At 59.9% G+C, this 16,839-nt stretch carries 17 protein-coding genes; 12 read left to right on the top strand and 5 right to left on the bottom strand.

Annotation, left to right across the window (positions count from 1 at the left end; all coding sequences use genetic code 11):
* Positions 1-110 precede the first annotated feature (110 nt).
* Complete coding sequence (locus FPT12_RS13780) at positions 111-779, bottom strand: ATPase (protein WP_145016745.1); 669 nt, start codon at positions 777-779, stop codon at positions 111-113.
* Between the two features lie 365 nt (positions 780-1,144).
* Between FPT12_RS13780 and FPT12_RS13785 the strand changes: the two genes are divergently transcribed.
* The 3 genes from FPT12_RS13785 (at position 1,145) to FPT12_RS13795 (ending at position 3,905) form a co-directional block, all read left to right on the top strand.
* Positions 1,145-2,386: a molybdopterin-dependent oxidoreductase gene (locus FPT12_RS13785; RefSeq protein ID WP_145016746.1), complete on the top strand. Its 1,242-nt coding sequence runs from the start codon at positions 1,145-1,147 to the stop codon at positions 2,384-2,386.
* A gap of 11 nt (positions 2,387-2,397) precedes the next feature.
* The gene (locus FPT12_RS13790) at positions 2,398-3,036 is read left to right on the top strand and encodes a c-type cytochrome (RefSeq protein WP_145016747.1); all 639 of its coding nucleotides are present in this window, start codon (positions 2,398-2,400) and stop codon (positions 3,034-3,036) included.
* Positions 3,037-3,245: 209 nt separating this feature from the next.
* On the top strand, positions 3,246-3,905 hold the full coding sequence (locus FPT12_RS13795) for an MliC family protein (protein WP_145016748.1): 660 nt from the start codon (positions 3,246-3,248) through the stop codon (positions 3,903-3,905).
* 217 nt (positions 3,906-4,122) lie between these two features.
* Here FPT12_RS13795 and FPT12_RS13800 read toward each other — a convergent pair whose 3' ends face one another.
* Genes FPT12_RS13800 through FPT12_RS13810 form a run of 3 tightly spaced genes read right to left on the bottom strand, consistent with a single transcriptional unit; the run spans position 4,123 to position 7,280 of the window.
* Positions 4,123-4,920, bottom strand: coding sequence for a transglutaminase family protein (locus tag FPT12_RS13800; RefSeq protein ID WP_145016749.1), 798 nt, complete (start codon positions 4,918-4,920; stop codon positions 4,123-4,125).
* Positions 4,917-5,867 carry an alpha-E domain-containing protein gene (locus FPT12_RS13805; RefSeq protein ID WP_123581615.1) on the bottom strand — a complete coding sequence of 317 codons (951 nt, stop codon included), beginning with the start codon at positions 5,865-5,867 and terminating at the stop codon, positions 4,917-4,919. Before FPT12_RS13805 ends, FPT12_RS13800 begins: the two co-directional genes overlap by 4 nt.
* 3 nt (positions 5,868-5,870) lie before the next feature.
* On the bottom strand, positions 5,871-7,280 hold the full coding sequence (locus FPT12_RS13810; protein WP_145016750.1) for a circularly permuted type 2 ATP-grasp protein: 1,410 nt from the start codon (positions 7,278-7,280) through the stop codon (positions 5,871-5,873).
* Between the two features lie 906 nt (positions 7,281-8,186).
* Here FPT12_RS13810 and FPT12_RS13815 point away from each other — a divergent pair.
* From FPT12_RS13815 to FPT12_RS13850, 8 genes are all read left to right on the top strand, one after another.
* Positions 8,187-8,777 carry an amino acid synthesis family protein gene (locus FPT12_RS13815; protein ID WP_047226613.1) on the top strand — a complete coding sequence of 197 codons (591 nt, stop codon included), beginning with the start codon at positions 8,187-8,189 and terminating at the stop codon, positions 8,775-8,777.
* A gap of 45 nt (positions 8,778-8,822) precedes the next feature.
* Positions 8,823-9,656, top strand: coding sequence for an alpha/beta fold hydrolase (locus tag FPT12_RS13820; protein WP_145016751.1), 834 nt, complete (start codon positions 8,823-8,825; stop codon positions 9,654-9,656).
* Entirely contained in the window at positions 9,653-11,134 is a 1,482-nt protein-coding gene (locus FPT12_RS13825) for an aldehyde dehydrogenase (protein WP_145016752.1), read from the top strand. The genes FPT12_RS13820 and FPT12_RS13825 overlap by 4 nt, the downstream gene beginning before the upstream one ends.
* A 12-nt stretch (positions 11,135-11,146) precedes the next feature.
* Entirely contained in the window at positions 11,147-11,632 is a 486-nt protein-coding gene (locus FPT12_RS13830; protein ID WP_123581620.1) for a flavin reductase family protein, read from the top strand.
* A gap of 146 nt (positions 11,633-11,778) precedes the next feature.
* Positions 11,779-13,251: an NAD-dependent succinate-semialdehyde dehydrogenase gene (locus FPT12_RS13835; protein WP_145016753.1), complete on the top strand. Its 1,473-nt coding sequence runs from the start codon at positions 11,779-11,781 to the stop codon at positions 13,249-13,251.
* The gene (locus tag FPT12_RS13840; RefSeq protein WP_145016754.1) at positions 13,248-13,637 is read left to right on the top strand and encodes a carboxymuconolactone decarboxylase family protein; all 390 of its coding nucleotides are present in this window, start codon (positions 13,248-13,250) and stop codon (positions 13,635-13,637) included. The genes FPT12_RS13835 and FPT12_RS13840 overlap by 4 nt, the downstream gene beginning before the upstream one ends.
* Positions 13,638-13,722: 85 nt before the next feature.
* Positions 13,723-14,475, top strand: a complete 753-nt coding sequence (locus FPT12_RS13845; RefSeq protein WP_123581623.1) for a GntR family transcriptional regulator — start codon at positions 13,723-13,725, stop codon at positions 14,473-14,475.
* A 2-nt stretch (positions 14,476-14,477) separates the two neighbouring features.
* Positions 14,478-15,041 carry an NUDIX hydrolase gene (locus tag FPT12_RS13850; RefSeq protein WP_145016755.1) on the top strand — a complete coding sequence of 188 codons (564 nt, stop codon included), beginning with the start codon at positions 14,478-14,480 and terminating at the stop codon, positions 15,039-15,041.
* Positions 15,042-15,152: 111 nt separating this feature from the next.
* Here FPT12_RS13850 and FPT12_RS13855 read toward each other — a convergent pair whose 3' ends face one another.
* On the bottom strand, positions 15,153-15,449 hold the full coding sequence (locus tag FPT12_RS13855) for a DUF1330 domain-containing protein (protein ID WP_145016756.1): 297 nt from the start codon (positions 15,447-15,449) through the stop codon (positions 15,153-15,155).
* A gap of 71 nt (positions 15,450-15,520) precedes the next feature.
* Between FPT12_RS13855 and ribBA the strand changes: the two genes are divergently transcribed.
* Positions 15,521-16,630 carry a bifunctional 3,4-dihydroxy-2-butanone-4-phosphate synthase/GTP cyclohydrolase II gene (gene ribBA / locus FPT12_RS13860; RefSeq protein WP_145016757.1) on the top strand — a complete coding sequence of 370 codons (1,110 nt, stop codon included), beginning with the start codon at positions 15,521-15,523 and terminating at the stop codon, positions 16,628-16,630.
* The last annotated feature ends 209 nt before the right edge of the window (positions 16,631-16,839 follow it).

Here is a 16,839-nt window from a genome sequence, read left to right on the forward strand (position 1 = left end):
GCAGAATGCTGTCCGATCCGGATAAAAGTGCGCCGTTTACGGCTGAACCGAAAAACCGACGCTGGGCGTCGGTTCGTGTACTTCGCGGATGCGGTTTATGGGCTGCTGCATCAGTTGTTTGCGAGCCGAGCCACGTCGCTGGATGAAACGAGCGCCTTCAGTGACACATCGAACTGCTTCAGCGCGTTCAATTGCAGTTCGGTTTGCCGGTCGATCTGCGCGGCGATCTCTGGCGCTGCTTTGCCATGAACCCAGACCGAAGGCATTTGCTGTTCTCGAGAACCTTCGGCCTTGCCGATGTACTGCAGGTTCGAGTCGTAGAACTTGGCCATGAATCGCGCTTCAACCTGGTTGTTGCGCTTGGACACCAGACGGCTGTAAGTGTCCAGCATCACCACCACGTCTGGGTGGGCTTGCACCACCGCGTCGAGGTTGTCGTAGACGGTCACCGAGGCGAACTCTTTGTGTAGCGAACCCATGAGCCAGTTGATCGCGAGTTTCGGATCGGAGCTGTTGACGAACGCGTTGCTGATACGCGAGTCGAGCGCAGGGTTCTTCGCGCCGTTCAGCGCTACCGAATGGTACTGCTCCAGGTATTCGAGGGTGTTGAGGGTGTTTTCGCTGTAGAGCACACCCACCGATTGGGCATGCTGCAGGCCGATGTTGCTGTCGACCACGGGTAAAAAGTGGCAGGACTGTTCAGCCGCGTAGGCCGGCGCTGTGGCCGCAACGCTGCCGGTCAAAACGGCGACAAGTGCCAGCAAGGTAGAAATTCTCATCGCACAGTTCCTTCAGAAGCGCCTTTGGTATAGCGCCATCCTCCTCCTTTGCCGGAAAAACAGAACTTGCATTCCTTGATGATAACTATCGACTGAACGAATGGTGGGAAGCCTATGAGCTACAGTTGTGATGAGCGTGGGCAGGCTATACCCCACATGCCGGTATCGTCTGTCATCAAATGCCAAGTCACTGACGCTCAATGAAAAGCAGTCGTTTTGTGCGTGACGATACTGGCTTGCTAATCGAAGTCGGTCAGTTAATTGAAAACCCACTTGCGTATTACATCGGATACCTCTCCTCCCCCATTGGTGTATGTGGGGGGTGCTGTCAGATACATCTCAGTAAAAAACAAAGAGAGAACAGCATGAAGTTCAGTCTTGTTGATAACAGCAACCCGAGCCGTCGGCGCGTTCTACGCGATGCCTTCGCCCTGGCTTTGGCAGCGTCGCCATTGGCTAACCTTGCCAAGGCAGCCGACGAAACACCGGAAGAAGTGACCTTTGCTGCCGGGCCACGGCCGCTGGTGCAATACCCGCAAAAACGTCCGTTGACCCTGGTGACCACCCGCCCGCCGCACCTTGAGACGCCATTCCCGGTCTTCAACGAAGGGCCCATCACGCCGAATGACGCCTTTTTTGTGCGGTACCATCTGGCCAATATCCCTACCAGCATCGATCCGGACAGTTACCGCCTGACGATCAAGGGCTCGGTCAACACACCGCTGTCGCTTTCCCTTGCAGAACTCAAGGCCCTGGCCGAACCGGTAGAAGTAGTGGCCGTCAATCAATGCTCGGGTAACAGCCGTGGCTTCTCGATGCCACGCGTGTTCGGCGCTCAGCTGGGCAATGGTTCAATGGGTAATGCCCGCTGGGTGGGAATACCGCTCAAGGCGGTATTGGAAAAGGCCGGGGTGAAAGCCGACGCCAGGCAAGTGACATTCCGTGGGCTCGATAAGCCAGTGCTGCCAAGCACGCCGGAGTACATCAAGGCCCTGGACATCAGCCATGCCATGGACGGCGAGCCAATGATCGCCTGGTCGATGAATGGTGCCGACCTGCCATTCCTCAACGGTTACCCGATACGTCTGGTGGTGCCGGGCTATTTCGGTACGTACTGGGTCAAGCACCTGAGTGAGATCGTAGTCGTCGACCACACCTACGACGGTTTCTTCATGGCTAAAGGTTACCGCGTTCCAGACAACGATTGTTTTTGTGTCGCCCCCGGCACCACTGCGGCGCAAACGCTGCCGATTTCCAAGTTGCCGGTACGCAGCTTCATCACCAGCGTCAAACACGGTGATGTGTTGCCGTTGAAAAAAAGCGTGGAGCTCAAGGGCATTGCGTTCGACGGCGGCGATGGGGTCGACAAGGTGGAAGTGTCGATCGACGGCGGAAAAACCTGGCGCGAAGCCAGGCTTGGGCAGGATCTTGGCCGTTTCTCCTTCCGTGAGTGGACGCTGCCGATCACTTTTACCAGCAAGGGCGCCACACAGTTGATGGTGCGGGCCAGTAACCGTGCGGGCGAGACGCAGCCACTGCGAGCCGACTGGAACCCCGGTGGCTACCGCCGCCATGTCGTAGAAACCAGCCATGTGACCATCGCCTGAGGGGGCCCCGCATGAAACGCATGACCACCTTGCTCTGCGCAGCTCAGGTTTGTTTGGTTACCATGGCTAGTGCAGCGCCACTATCGATCACGTTGCCGGCCGAAACGGCTGTGTTCAAACCCAATGCCCTGCCCGGCTACCCATTGGCTCAACAGAAGTGCTCCACCTGCCATTCTGCCGACTACATCAACTTCCAGCCTCCCGGCATGAGCCTAGGGCAGTGGACTGGGGAAGCAAGCAAGATGCAGCACGTATATGGTGCTCCGATCAGCGATCAGGATGTGAGCGTCATCGGCGCCTACCTTGCGGTGACCTACGGCAGTGCCCGTGCGAGCGATTCCGATGTGCAGGCAGCCTCAACCCCGTCGGCAAGTCAAACCCCGGCGGCGCCTGTAGCCAAAGCCGACGCCATGGCCTTGCTGCAGAGCAACTCCTGCCTGAGCTGCCACGCGATCGATCATAAGGTCGTAGGCCCGGCCTATCATGATGTGGCTGCCAAGTATGCCAATGACCCGCAGGCACTGGCCAAGGTAACGTCCAGCATTCAGCAAGGCGGTACCGGCAAATGGGGGAATATCCCGATGCCATCTTTCACGCAGTTAAGCCCGGACGATCTGCAAACCCTGGCGACTTTCGTGCTGCGTCAGTGAACTCACTTCCGACCCGGCGAGGTATCAACGATGCATTAGCCTCTGTGCGATCTCGGCACTAACGCTCCTCCTGAAACCCGGGACCGCCGGGCGGTGTGGCAAGATTTGAGCACTGCCTTACACTGCGATACACCCACTGCGACTGTTCAACGGATCGACAGGTCCCACGGCAATCCGTGGCATCACGTCATGATCTGGGTGAAACCAACATGAAAACGGTCACCGCCCTTTTCACCTGTCTGCTCGCTGCCAGCGTTTGCGCGGCGACAAGCACCTGTGTGAACGCGGCCCCTTCTTCGCCAATCTTCAAGACCAGTTTCGACTGCCCCCAGGCAAGGGCATCCATCGAAAAGCTTGTCTGTCGCGATCCGCAACTGGCACAGATGGATATCGAACTGACGCGTCTTTATCGCCTGGCGCTCACGGATGAACATTCAGTACCGCGCCCAGACAAAGTCATGATCGACCAGCAGTTCTGGATCAAGGCCCGTAATCAGTGTGCCTCCGCACCTGCGCCCAAGGCGTGCACGATCCGAAGTTATGCCGAACGCGCGCACCAGTTGCGTCAAGGCTCGGCAATTGTGAGAACCAAGGATCCAGACCGGCTCACCGAAGGTCCCCTGGCTTTTCGTTGTGCGGGGTTTGACCCGCTGATTACCGCCACCTACTTCAGCACGCAACCGGGTGTCGTGTACCTGAAATGGGCGAATACTTCGATCACCCTGAGCCAGGTGCCGAGTGATTCGGGAACCCAATACACGGGCAAGGATTCCCAGGGAAATTACAGCTTCTGGCAAAACGACAACGTCGTCCTTTTCCAAAAGCCAGGCTCCGCGGAAATGAGTTGTACAGCCGAGCCGGCCGGCTGATTGCGCTGGCGCAATAGTGGTTGAGTTTCCGTTGGAGACCGGCAGGCGAGGATACAGCACCCTCGCCACTCACCTGTCCCTCAAAAAACAGCGATATGCGAGTCCGTTCGAAAGGCGCGAGTGCGGGCGTGGCTCGGCTGGCCGAAGATCTGAATGATGAGCGACCATACCGTCATGGAGACGGTATAGCCGGTTATGGTGACGGTGCGAACGAGTTTTATGGGTGCTGAACCTGCAACTGGGACGACACCTGGACCCGCGCAAGCATGTGCTCGGCCCCTCCCCCGCGACGCATGCCGCGCACCGGGCATGCGTCGAGGTACTCGAGGCCCACCGCCAGTTTCAGATGACGCTCGGGCAGCGCCAACCTGTTGGTGACGTCGAAGCTGTACCAACCATCGTCGAGCCAGGCTTCGGCCCAGGCATGGCTGGCCAAATGGCTTTCATCTTCTGTGCACAGATAACCGGAGACGTAGCGCGCAGGAATGCCCAGGCTGCGAGCGCAGGCCAGGAAGGCATGGGTATGGTCCTGGCAGACCCCGGCTCTGGCGGCAAAGGCTTCGGCGGCCGTGGTATCCACCGCTGTAGCGCCCGGGCTGTAGACCATGTGCTCGGCGAGACCATGCATCAGGTCAATCAACGCCCCGCGATCACGCCGCGTGCCGCACCGCTGTATGGCAAAGGCACTGAGGGCGTCGTCAGCCTTGGTCAGATGGCTGGTGCGCAAGAACGGCAACGGTGACTGACTGTCGTGCTCCACGTCCAGGGTCTGGTCGATTTCAACCTGACCATAGGCGGTCAGTACGAGGGCGCCGTGGGGCTCGTCCATCGTCAATACATGCAGGATATTGCCGTAAGGATCGAGCTGGCTGCGCACCAGGCGCGGCAGCTCCAGGTGCCATTCCAGAATGTGCTGGCGCTCGGTGTTCTTGGGCGTCAAACGCAGGAACTGGATGCTGGTGCAAACGTCGTCGGTGTAGCTGTAGGTGGTGTCGTGGCGTATGGACAGTTTCATACGACCTCCAGATAGGATTCGTGGACGGTCTGGCCGAGATGGCGAACCTGGGAGATGAAATCAGTCAGCCAGAGGTGCAGACCGAAGCCGAGAATCTCGTCGATCCCGGTGTAGCGCAGCCGCGCATTCAATTCGGCGGCCAAGCGCTGGGCCGCCCGCCCGTTACTGCCCGGCAGGCTGGCGAGGATCTGGTCCAGCTCCTCGATGCAGGCGTGCAGCGAACGCGGAACGGCGGCGCGCAACAGCAGCATCTCGGAGACCTGCTCGGCGTTCGGCGCATTGCGGTAGATCTCGTTGAACGCCTCGAAAGACGACAAGGCACGCAACAAGGCGCTCCATTGGTAGTAGCCGCGGGCTGAGTTGTCGCTCACCTCCTCCGACTCCTCGCCGTACATTTCGTAGCGCGCATCCAGCAGGCGCAGGGTGTTGTCGGCGCGTTCGAGGAAGGTGCCCAGTCGAATGAAGCAGTAGGCATCGTTGCGCATGATGGTGCCGGAGGTTGCCCCGCGGAACAGGTGCGAGCGCTCCTTGACCCATTCGCAGAAATGGCTGATGCCATAACGACCCAGGCCATTGCGGGCGATGTTGCGCATCTCCAGCCACGTGGCGTTGATGTTCTCCCACATGTCGGCGGTGATCCGCCCACGTACCGCGTGGGCATTGGCCCGCGCCGCCTGCAGGCAGCAATAGATACTGCCGGGGTTGGTTTCATCCAGCGCGAAAAAATGCAGCATGCGTTCGGTGTTGAGTTCGCCGTAGCGCTGGTTGTAGTCGTCCAGCGTGCCGGCGGCCAACAGCGACATCGACAGCTCGGCATGGCCATCGGTGCGCCCGGCCTGGGGCATCAGCGACAGCGAGTAACTGACTTCGAGCATGCGCGCCAGGTTTTCGGCGCGCTCCAGATAACGGGACATCCAGTAGAGGTCCGAAGCGGTTCTTGAAAGCATGTCTTAGTCCTCCACGACCCAAGTGTCTTTGGTGCCACCGCCCTGGGACGAGTTCACCACCAGCGAGCCTTCGCGCAATGCCACGCGGGTCAGGCCGCCGGGCACCAGGCGGGTTTCACGGCCCGACAGCACAAACGGGCGCAGGTCGATGTGGCGTGGGGCGATGCCGCTTTCGACAAAGGTCGGGCACGTGGACAGGCACAGCGTCGGCTGGGCGATATAAGCTTCGGGGCGTGCCTTGAGACGCGCGCGAAAGTCCTCGATTTCCGCCGCTGTGGCGGCCGGGCCGACCAGCATCCCGTAGCCACCGGACCCCTGGGTTTCCTTGACCACCAACTCGGGCAGGTGGGCCAGTACGTGGGACAACTCTTCGGGTTTGCGACATTGCCAGGTCGGTACGTTCTTGAGGATTGGCTCTTCGTCGAGGTAGAAGCGAATCATGTCGCCCACATAGGGGTAGATCGACTTGTCATCCGCCACACCCGTGCCGATCGCATTGGCGAGGATCACGTTCCCCGCGCGATACACCGTCACCAGCCCGGGCACGCCCAGCATGGAGTCCGGATTGAAAGACAGCGGGTCGAGAAACGCATCGTCGAGGCGCCGATAAATCACATCCACCTGTTTCGGGCCGGCGGTGGTGCGCATGTAGACATGATCGTCGCGGACGAACAGATCGGCGCCTTCAACCAGTTCCACGCCCATTTCACGGGCCAGGAACGCGTGTTCGAAGTAAGCGCTGTTGAAGCGGCCCGGGGTCAGTACCACGGTCGTCGGGTTGTCCAGAGGGCTGGAGCTCTTGAGCGTGTCCAGCAGCAGGTTCGGGTAGTGGTCGATGGGCGCCACACGCTGGGCTGCGAAGAGTTCGGGAAACAGGCGCATCATCATCTTGCGGTCTTCGAGCATGTAGCTGACGCCGCTGGGCGTGCGCAGATTGTCTTCGAGTACGTAGTAACTGCCGTCGCCATCGCGCACCAGGTCGACCCCGGAGATGTGGGCATAGATGCCGCGGTGCAGATTCAGGCCCTGCATGGCGACCTGATAACCCTCGTTGGCCAACACCTGTTCGGCCGGAATAATGCCCTCCTTGAGAATCCGTTGCCCGTGATAGATATCGGCCAGGAACATGTTCAAGGCCTGGACCCGCTGAATGCAGCCACGCTCGACCATCTGCCATTCGCTGGCCTTGATGCTGCGTGGAATGATGTCGAACGGAATCAACCGCTCGGTGCCCTGCTCGTCCCCATATAACGTGAAGGTGATGCCGGCTCGATGGAACAGCAGGTCGGCTTCGCGACGACGCTGATCCAGCAGCTCCAGGGGCGTGTCCGCCAACCAGCGCGCAAACTCCTGGTAATGTGGGCGGCAGCCACCACTCGCATCATACATTTCATTAAAAAAAGCTCGGGACATACCCCACTCCTTGCCGCGATACAGCCGGCATTTTTTTATAACTTTGTCATTCCAATAGATGAAGCCTTACGTTGTTTTAGTGAGTACTGTTTCTGTAAAGCACCTCAGTGTGCACCGTGAACTTCCTGTCCCTTTATGAAGCTGGAAGCTCACGATTCCGACAGCGCCTTGACGCATTCTGGCGTCAGAGATCTGGCCGTTTCCGGATTAGCTTACTGGCGCTCCTACTTGTAACGCCCCCAGTTTCTTTTTTTGCAAAAACCACACTTTCGGTGGTTTGAAAGTGCTTCTGCAAGGGCTGTGCCCACGCAACACCAGGGCCGCTAAAAATCGGAAAAAGCTCCAGTAATGATATTGAGGCGACATTTCCATTCATTTTTACGGTGTTTTTCTCGTAACACGCTGAAACGTTTATTGCACTTATCGTTTGCACAACTCTGGCGCGAACAAAATCGGTGCATTGGGTAAATACGTTGACTTTATTGCCCTGTAAACGGGAAATTTTTACCCACTCTTTTTTATGAGCTTTGTAATACCAATCCTTCAGACCCGTGCATCAAACTTCATCCTTGCACCATTAATGCGCACACAAATGCACTCCATGACTGCGCATGGAATTAAAGTGCCCGCTAGTGATGCGCGACGGTATTCAGTTGAATGAGCGTTCAAGTGCCGTCGAGCTCCCCCGTTGTCAGGCAGGTGCAGCCTCCAATCCAGTCCGACAGATCAACCTTGTCTGCAAGCGATCTCCACCGTACCTGCGGCGCATCGCATGACCCGTCTCCGATGCCCTTCCCTCTTTTCATCGCCTTCTGGCCGGAAACTCATTTCAACCTCTTGCGCTACCAATATTATGGTATACCATCATACGCACAAACACCTCTCAACCCGCATACGGAGCAGCTCATGAGTTTCGAAATCCGCAAGATCGTCAGCTACGTCGAAGAAACCTTTATTGAAGGCGGCAAGGCCACCGACAAGCCGGTCACCATGGTCGGTCTGGCTGTGGTGATGAAAAACCCCTGGCTGGGCCGCGGCTTTGTCGAAGACCTGAAGCCGGAAATCCGCGCCAATTGCTCCGACCTCGGCGCACTGATGGTCGAACGCCTGGTGGGCATCATCGGCGGTGCCGAGAAGATCGAAGCCTACGGCAAGGCGGCTGTAGTGGGCGCCGACGGCGAAATCGAGCACGCCTCTGCCGTCATCCACACCCTGCGCTTTGGCAACCATTACCGCGAAGCAGTTAAAGCCAAGAGCTACCTGAGCTTTACCAACAAACGCGGCGGTCCGGGGACCTCGATCCAGATTCCGATGATGCACAAGGACGACGAAGGCCTGCGCTCGCACTACATCACCCTGGAAATGCAGATCGAAGATGCACCACGCGCCGATGAAATCGTTGTGGTCCTGGGGTGTGCCGATGGCGGCCGTCTGCACCCACGCATCGGTAACCGTTACATCGATCTGGAAGAACTGGCCGCCGAGAAAGCCCAGTAATTCCGGTGAGAGCCACTACAACAAAAAGGCATGCAGGAGCGCTCCATGATTCGGCTCACCGCTGAAAGCACCCCGGCTGGCACCAGTTACCTGGCGACCGGCCAAGGCCAGCCCGTGGTCTTGATCCACGGCGTGGGCCTGAACAAAGAAATGTGGGGCGGCCAGGTCGTTGGCCTGTCCACTAAATACCGTGTGATTACCTACGACATGCTCGGCCATGGCGCCAGCCCACGTCCAGAGAGCGGCACCCCCCTGCTCGGCTATGCCGACCAGTTGCTGGAACTGCTAGACCATCTGCAATTGCCGCAGGCGACGGTCATCGGCTTTTCGATGGGTGGGCTGGTGGCCCGGGCTTTTGCCTTGCATTACCCGCAACGCCTGCAAGGCCTGGTGGTGCTCAACAGCGTGTTCAATCGCAGCCCCGAACAGCGCGCCGGGGTGATTGCCCGTACCGCCCAGGCTGCCGAACACGGACCGGATGCCAACGCCGAAGCTGCGCTGTCGCGCTGGTTCAGTTGCGAATACCAGGCGGCTAATCCGGCACAGATTGCCGCGCTGCGCCAGACCTTGGCGGATAACGACCCGCAGGGTTACCTGACCACCTATGAGCTGTTCGCGACCCAGGACATGTACCGCGCCGAGGACCTGGCCAATATTCAGGTGCCGACACTGATCGCCACCGGTGAACTGGACCCTGGCTCGACACCGGAAATGGCCAGGCAATTGGCCGAACGAATTCCAGGCGCCACCGTTGCCGTGCTCGCCGAGCAACGGCATATGATGCCCGTAGAATCGCCGCGCTTGGTCAACCAGCTGTTGCTGGAGTTTCTCGACACCGCAAACGCCCGACAAAACCAAATAAAGGGGATCGTTGCATGACACTCACACGCTTCCAGATGTGCATCGGCGGTGAATGGGTCGATGCCCTGTCCGGCAAAACCTTTGAAAGCCTGAACCCGGCCCTGGCCCAAGCCTGGGCTGAACTGCCCGATGCCGATGATGCCGACGTCGAGCGTGCCGTACAGGCGGCGCAGACTGCTTTCGACAGCCCGGCCTGGCGCGGCCTCACCGCCACCGCTCGCGGTAAATTGCTGCGTCGTCTTGGCGACCTGATCGCCGAAAACAAGGAGCAACTGGCGCAGCTGGAAAGCCGTGACAACGGCAAGCTGATTCGCGAGACCCGTGGCCAGGTGGGCTACTTGCCGGAGTTCTTCCACTACACCGCAGGTCTGGCCGACAAACTTGAAGGCGGCACGCTGCCCCTCGACAAGCCGGACCTGTTTGCCTACACGGTGCACGAAGCTATGGGGGTGGTCGCGGCGATCATCCCCTGGAACAGCCCGCTGTACCTGACGGCGATCAAACTGGCCCCGGCCCTGGCGGCGGGCAACACCATCGTGATCAAGCCGTCCGAGCACGCCTCGGCAACCATCCTCGAACTGGCCCGACTGGCTCTAGAGGCCGGCATTCCGCCGGGCGTGGTCAACGTTGTCACCGGTTACGGCCCGAGCACCGGCGCGGCCCTGACCCGCCATCCGCTGGTACGCAAGATTGCCTTCACCGGCGGCGCCGCCACGGCACGCCATGTGGTGCGCAGCAGCGCCGAGAACTTCGCCAAGCTGTCGCTGGAACTGGGCGGCAAATCACCCAACATCATTTTTGCCGACGCCGACCTCGACAGTGCGATCAACGGCGCTATCGCCGGGATCTACGCGGCCTCCGGTCAGAGCTGCGTCTCCGGCTCGCGACTGCTGGTGCAGGACGAAATCTACGACGAATTCGTCTCGCGCCTGGTGGAGCGTGCCAAGCGTATCCGCATCGGCAACCCGCAGGATGACACGAGCGAAATGGGCCCGATGGCCACCGCGCAACAACTGGCTGTGGTCGAAGGCCTGGTGGCCGATGCCATCGCCGAAGGCGCGCGCCTGCGCCTGGGCGGCAAGCGTCCGCAGAATCTGGGCGACGGCTGGTTCTACGAACCGACCTTGTTCGAATGCGACCGCAACTCGATGAAGATCATGCAGGAAGAAGTCTTCGGCCCGGTGGCTTCGGTCATTCGTTTCAAGGACGAAGCTGAAGCACTGGCGATTGCCAACGACTCGCAGTTCGGTCTCGCCGCCGGCATCTGGACCCGCGACCTGGGGCGTGCCCATCGTCTGGCCCGGGACGTGCGTTCGGGGATTATCTGGGTCAACACTTACCGTGCGGTCTCGGCCATGGCGCCGATCGGCGGCTTCAAGAACAGCGGCTATGGACGCGAAAGCGGCATCGATTCGGTGCTGGCCTACACCGAGCTGAAAACGGTGTGGATCAACCTCTCTCAGGCACCGATGCCTGATCCCTTCGTGATGCGCTAGGAGACCGCCGACATGATCGAACCCGGCATTTACAAAGACGTCATGAGCTCGTTCCCTTCCGGGGTCACGGTGGTCACCACTCTGGACCCGGACGGCGGCATCGTCGGCATCACGGCCAGCGCGTTCAGTGCGTTGTCGATTGATCCGGCGCTGGTGCTGTTCTGCCCCAACTATGCCTCCGACACTTACCCGATCCTGCGCGACAGCAAGCAGTTCGCGATTCACTTGCTGTCGGCCGACCAGACTGCCGAAGCCTATGCGTTTGCCGGAAAAGGCAAAGACAAGGCCAAAGGCATCGCCTGGCACCTCAGTGAGCTGGGCAACCCGCTGCTGGACAACGCCACGGCGATCATCGAGTGCGAACTGTGGCGCGAATACGACGGCGGTGATCACGCCATCATCGTTGGTGCGGTGAAGAACCTGATTCTGCCCGAGCAACCGGTGACGCCGATGATCTACCACAAAGGCAAGCTGGGTCCCCTGCCCGCCCTGGCCTGATATTTACTTTCAGGGGCGCAGGTCCATGTGGGAGTGAGCCTGCTCGCGATGACGGCGGCGCATTCAATATCAATGTGACTGACACACCGCTATCGCGAGCAAGCTCGCTCCCACATAAAGCGTCCCCCATTTCCTTAGGAGCCGGCATGAGCCCAGCCTTGCAACTGTTCCGCCAGCAGGCCTTTATTGATGGCCAATGGCTGGATGCGCCGAATGGCGCCTGTCAGGACATCTTCAACCCGGCCTCCGGAGAACTGATTGGCCGGGTGCCGAACCTTGGTGCCACCGAAGCTCGCCAAGCCATTGCCGCCGCCAATAAGGCCTGGCCGGCATGGCGTGCGCTGACGGCCAGGGAACGGAGCCAGACACTCAAGCGCTGGCACGCACTGATGCTGGAACATGCCGACGCCCTGGCTGAAATCCTCACCCTCGAACAAGGCAAGCCACTGGCCGAAGCCAAGGGCGAAATTCTCTACGCGGCGAGTTTCATCGAGTGGTTCGCCGAAGAAGCCAAACGCATCTACGGCGACACCATTCCCAGCCACAAAGGTGATGCGCGCATCGTGGTCAGCAAAGAGCCGATTGGCGTGGTTGCGGCCATCACTCCGTGGAATTTCCCGGCGGCGATGATCACCCGCAAGGCCGGTCCGGCGTTGGCCGCCGGTTGCCCGTGCATCGTCAAACCGGCCCCGGAAACCCCGTTTTCGGCGCTGGCCATGGCGGTGCTGGCCGAACAGGCGGGCATTCCACCGGGCATTTTCAACGTAATCACAGGTGACGCGGTTGCCATCGGTGCTGAGCTGACTGCCAGTCCCTTGGTGCGAAAACTGTCGTTCACCGGCTCCACCGCCATCGGCAAATTACTGATGGCGCAGTGTGCGCCGACGCTGAAAAAGGTCTCGCTGGAACTGGGGGGCAATGCGCCCTTCATCGTGTTCGACGACGCCGACCTGGAGCGCGCGGTGGACGGTGCGCTGATCGCCAAGTTTCGCAACGCCGGGCAAACCTGCGTCTGCGTCAATCGCTTCCTGGTCCAGCGCGGTATTCACGACGCCTTTGTTGCTCGCTTGGCCGAACGCGTAAAACAACTACATGTCGGCAGCGGTTTCGACGCCAACGTGAATCAGGGTCCGCTGATCAACGAACGCGCCGTGGCCAAGGTCGAAGATCACGTACAGGACGCGCTCGCCCAAGGTGCCCAACTGCTCTGCGGCGGTGAGCGTCATGCACTCGGGCACGGGTTCTTTCAGCCGACGGTACTGGCCGGCGTCTCCACGCAGATGAAGGTTGCCCAGGAAGAAACCTTCGGCCCTCTGGCGGCGGTGTTCCGCTTCGACACGGAAGCCGAAGCTGTACAGCTGGCCAACGACACCGAATTCGGTCTCGCCGCTTATTGCTACACCCGCGATCTGGGCCGTGCCTGGCGTATGAGTGAAGCCCTGGAGTACGGCATGGTCGGGATCAACGAAGGGCTGATCTCCACCGAGGTCGCGCCGTTTGGTGGCATCAAATCCTCGGGCCTGGGCCGTGAAGGTTCCAAGTACGGCATCGAGGATTATCTGGAACTCAAATACACCCTGATGGGTGGACTTGAAGACTTCGGGAGCACGCAGCGATGAACAGCGAGAAATATGAACAAGGGCTGAAAATCCGTACTCAGGTGCTGGGCGAAGCCTATGTGAACCGTTCGATCGAGAACGCCGACGACTTCACCCGGCCGCTGCAAGAAATGGTCACCGAGTACTGCTGGGGCCACGTCTGGGGCCGTGAGGGTTTGTCGCTTAAAGAGCGCAGCATGATAAACTTGGCGATGATTTCGGCCCTCAACCGGCCCCACGAACTGAAGCTGCATATGCGCGGCGCCTTGCGTAACGGGCTGAGTCGTGAACAAATACGCGAAATTCTGCTTCAGGTCGGTATTTATTGCGGTGTCCCCGCTGCCGTAGACAGCTTCCGGCTGGCCCGTGAAGCCTTCGCCGAAGCCGACGCCGAGGCCTCCAGTTAACCCTTGGCTGTTTTGATGACCGAGCACGATGATCCTCGATCGAAGTGCTCTTTTTGCATGGACAGCCACACTCAGAGCGGACCCCATGAAACGCCTGCCACTCGACGACAGCTTCAAGGTCAATCGCAACCCCGTTACCCTGCGCGAAATCGTGCTGGATAAACTGCGAAGCGCCATCATGAACTTCCAGCTTATGCCGGGAGACCGTCTGGTCGAGCGCGATCTGTGCGATCGCCTGGGGGTCAGCCGCACGTCCGTACGCGAAGCCTTGCGTCACCTGGAGTCCGAAGGCCTGGTGGAGTTCGCCGACGCCAAGGGCCCACGGGTCGCGATCATCACCTTGGCCGATGCAGTCGATATCTATGAGCTGCGTTGCGTGCTCGAAGGCCTGATCGTCCAGCTGTTCACCCTGCGCGCCAAGGCCAAGAACATCAAGGCCCTGGAAAAGGCCCTGGAGGAAAACCGCAAGGCCCTCAAGGAAGGCGAACTGCAACAGGTTATCGACTCGGTCCAGGGTTTCTACGACGTCCTGCTCGAAGGCTCCGGCAACCATGTCGCGGCTACCCAACTGCGTCAGTTGCAAGCACGGATCAGCTACCTGCGGGCGACGTCGGTATCCCAGGAAAACCGTCGCAGCAGCAGTAACCAGGAAATGGAACGCATGGTCGAGGCGATCAAGAGCGGCGATCCGTTGGCCGCTCACCAGGCGTGTGTCGACCACGTGCGCGCCGCCGCCAAGGTCGCTCTCGATTACCTCAAGCGCAAGCAGGAAGAAACCGGCGTTATTCCGGAGATCACCCTGCCCATCGCGCTCAAAGAACCGCGTATAGGTCGCTGAACATGTTCAGCCCGAGCTTTTGTCCAAAGTGCGGCGGTAGTGACCTCGGTCACCAGCTGCCACCGGGCGATACGCACGAGCGCCTGATGTGCCGCGGTTGCGGCTACATCCACTACGTCAATCCGAAAATCATTGCCGGCTGCATCATTGAACAGGACGGCAAGTACTTGCTGTGTCAGCGCGCCATCCCGCCGCGCCCGGGCACCTGGACCTTGCCGGCGGGGTTTATGGAAGGTGGCGAGACCACCGAGCAGGCGGCGCTGCGCGAAGTCTGGGAAGAGAGCGGCGTGCGCGCGGAAATTCTCTCGCCCTACTCGATCTTCAGCGTGCCGAAGATCAGCGAGGTGTACATCATCTTCCGCGCCATCGCGCTGGAGATCACCGGCCAGTACGGGCCGGAAACCCTCGACTACAAATTCTTCGCGCCTGAGGATATTCCTTGGGACAGCATCTACTACCCGGCGATCCGGCAGATCCTCGAACGCTATATCGAGGAACGCCAGGCCGGGGTCTACGGCATCTACATCGGTAACGACGACACCGGCAAGATCCACTTCATCCGCTAGCGGCTTACTCCTACAGACCCAATCGTCTTGCGTAGGAGCTGCCGAAGGCTGCGATCTTTTGATCTTGAACCGCCAAAAGATCGCAGCCTTCGGCAGCTCCTACGGGTGGCATTACAACGGCGCTACGCCCTCGACAATGATCACCTCGGCCCGAGCCACGCCCTCGCGGTGCCGTTTCGCCTCTTGATATTGCTCGCTGTGGTAACAGGCCAGCGCCTGCTCGTAAGAGTCGAACTCGATTACCACACTGCGTTGTGGCGTGCGACGACCTTCCATCGCTTCGCTGCGCCCGCCCCGGGCCAGCATCCGCCCACCGTACAACGCAAAGGCCGCCGGTGCCCGCTGGGTGTAATGGAGGTATTGATCGGGGTCGGTGACATCCACATGTGCAATCCAGTACGCCTTCATAGTGACCTCTTGGCTTATTTTGTATTATGGTATACCAATAAATATACCCACCAAACACTGAGAGTTCCAGCATGGCCTTCAACAGCATCAAAGAAATCATCGAAGATTATCGCCTCGGCAAAATGGTGCTGCTGGTCGACGACGAGGATCGGGAAAACGAAGGCGACCTGCTGCTCGCCGCCGACTGTTGCAACGCCGAGGCCATCAGCTTCATGGCCCGCGAAGCCCGTGGCCTGATCTGTCTGACCTTGACCGACGAGCACTGCCAACGCCTCGGGCTGGAGCAGATGGTGCCGAGCAACGGCAGCGCCTTCAGCACCGCCTTCACCGTGTCTATCGAGGCCGCCACTGGCGTGACCACCGGTATCTCCGCCGCCGACCGGGCGCGAACCGTCGCGGCTGCTGTCGCCGCCAACGCCGGGCCCGCCGATCTTGTGCAACCCGGCCATATCTTTCCGTTGCGCGCCAAGGAAGGCGGCGTGCTGACCCGCGCCGGCCATACCGAGGCCGGTTGCGACCTCGCGCGCCTGGCCGGCTTTACTCCCGCCTCGGTGATTGTCGAAGTGATGAATGATGACGGCACCATGGCCCGCCGCCCGGACCTGGAAGTGTTCGCGCGCAAGCACGGGATCAGGATCGGCACCATCGCCGACCTGATCCATTATCGCCTCAGCACCGAACGCACCGTGGTGCGTATCGGCGAACGTGAACTGCCCACGGTGCATGGCACCTTCCGGCTGATCACCTTTGAGGATCGCATCGAAGGCGGCGTCCACATGGCGATGGTCATGGGTGAGTTACGCCGTGACGAACCGGCGCTGGTGCGCGTGCATGTAATCGACCCGCTGCGCGATCTCGTGGGCGCCGAATACAACGGCCCCTCCAACTGGACGCTATGGGCAGCGTTGCAGCGGGTGGCCGAAGAAGGTCGCGGCGTGGTGGTCGTGCTGGCTAATCATGAATCGTCCCAGGCACTGCTTGAGCGCGTGCCCCAGCTGACCCAGGCACCGCGACAGTTCAGCCGTTCGCAATCGCGCATCTATTCTGAAGTCGGTACCGGGGCGCAGATTCTGCAGGATCTCGGTGTGCGCAAGCTGCGTCATCTCGGCCCACCGTTGAAGTACGCCGGCTTGACCGGATACGACCTGGAAGTGGTGGAGAGCATCCCTTTCACCGAGTGATTCCGGGCTTGTCGCTATACCCGCGCAGGCCGCTACACGGCGGCCTGATGGAAAAAAAAGCGCTTTTGGCTGATAGCCGGTCAGGCAAAGTGCTTGCACAAAGCTTGGAATACCATAATATGATATTCCATAGACCGGACAGTCGTAACTGACCAGATGGACCTACTGCTCCCGATAGGCGGGCACTCAAAAGCCCCGCTCATAAACAC

Origin of the sequence: Pseudomonas sp. H3(2019), from assembly GCF_007713465.1 — a bacterium.
Taxonomy (GTDB): domain Bacteria; phylum Pseudomonadota; class Gammaproteobacteria; order Pseudomonadales; family Pseudomonadaceae; genus Aquipseudomonas.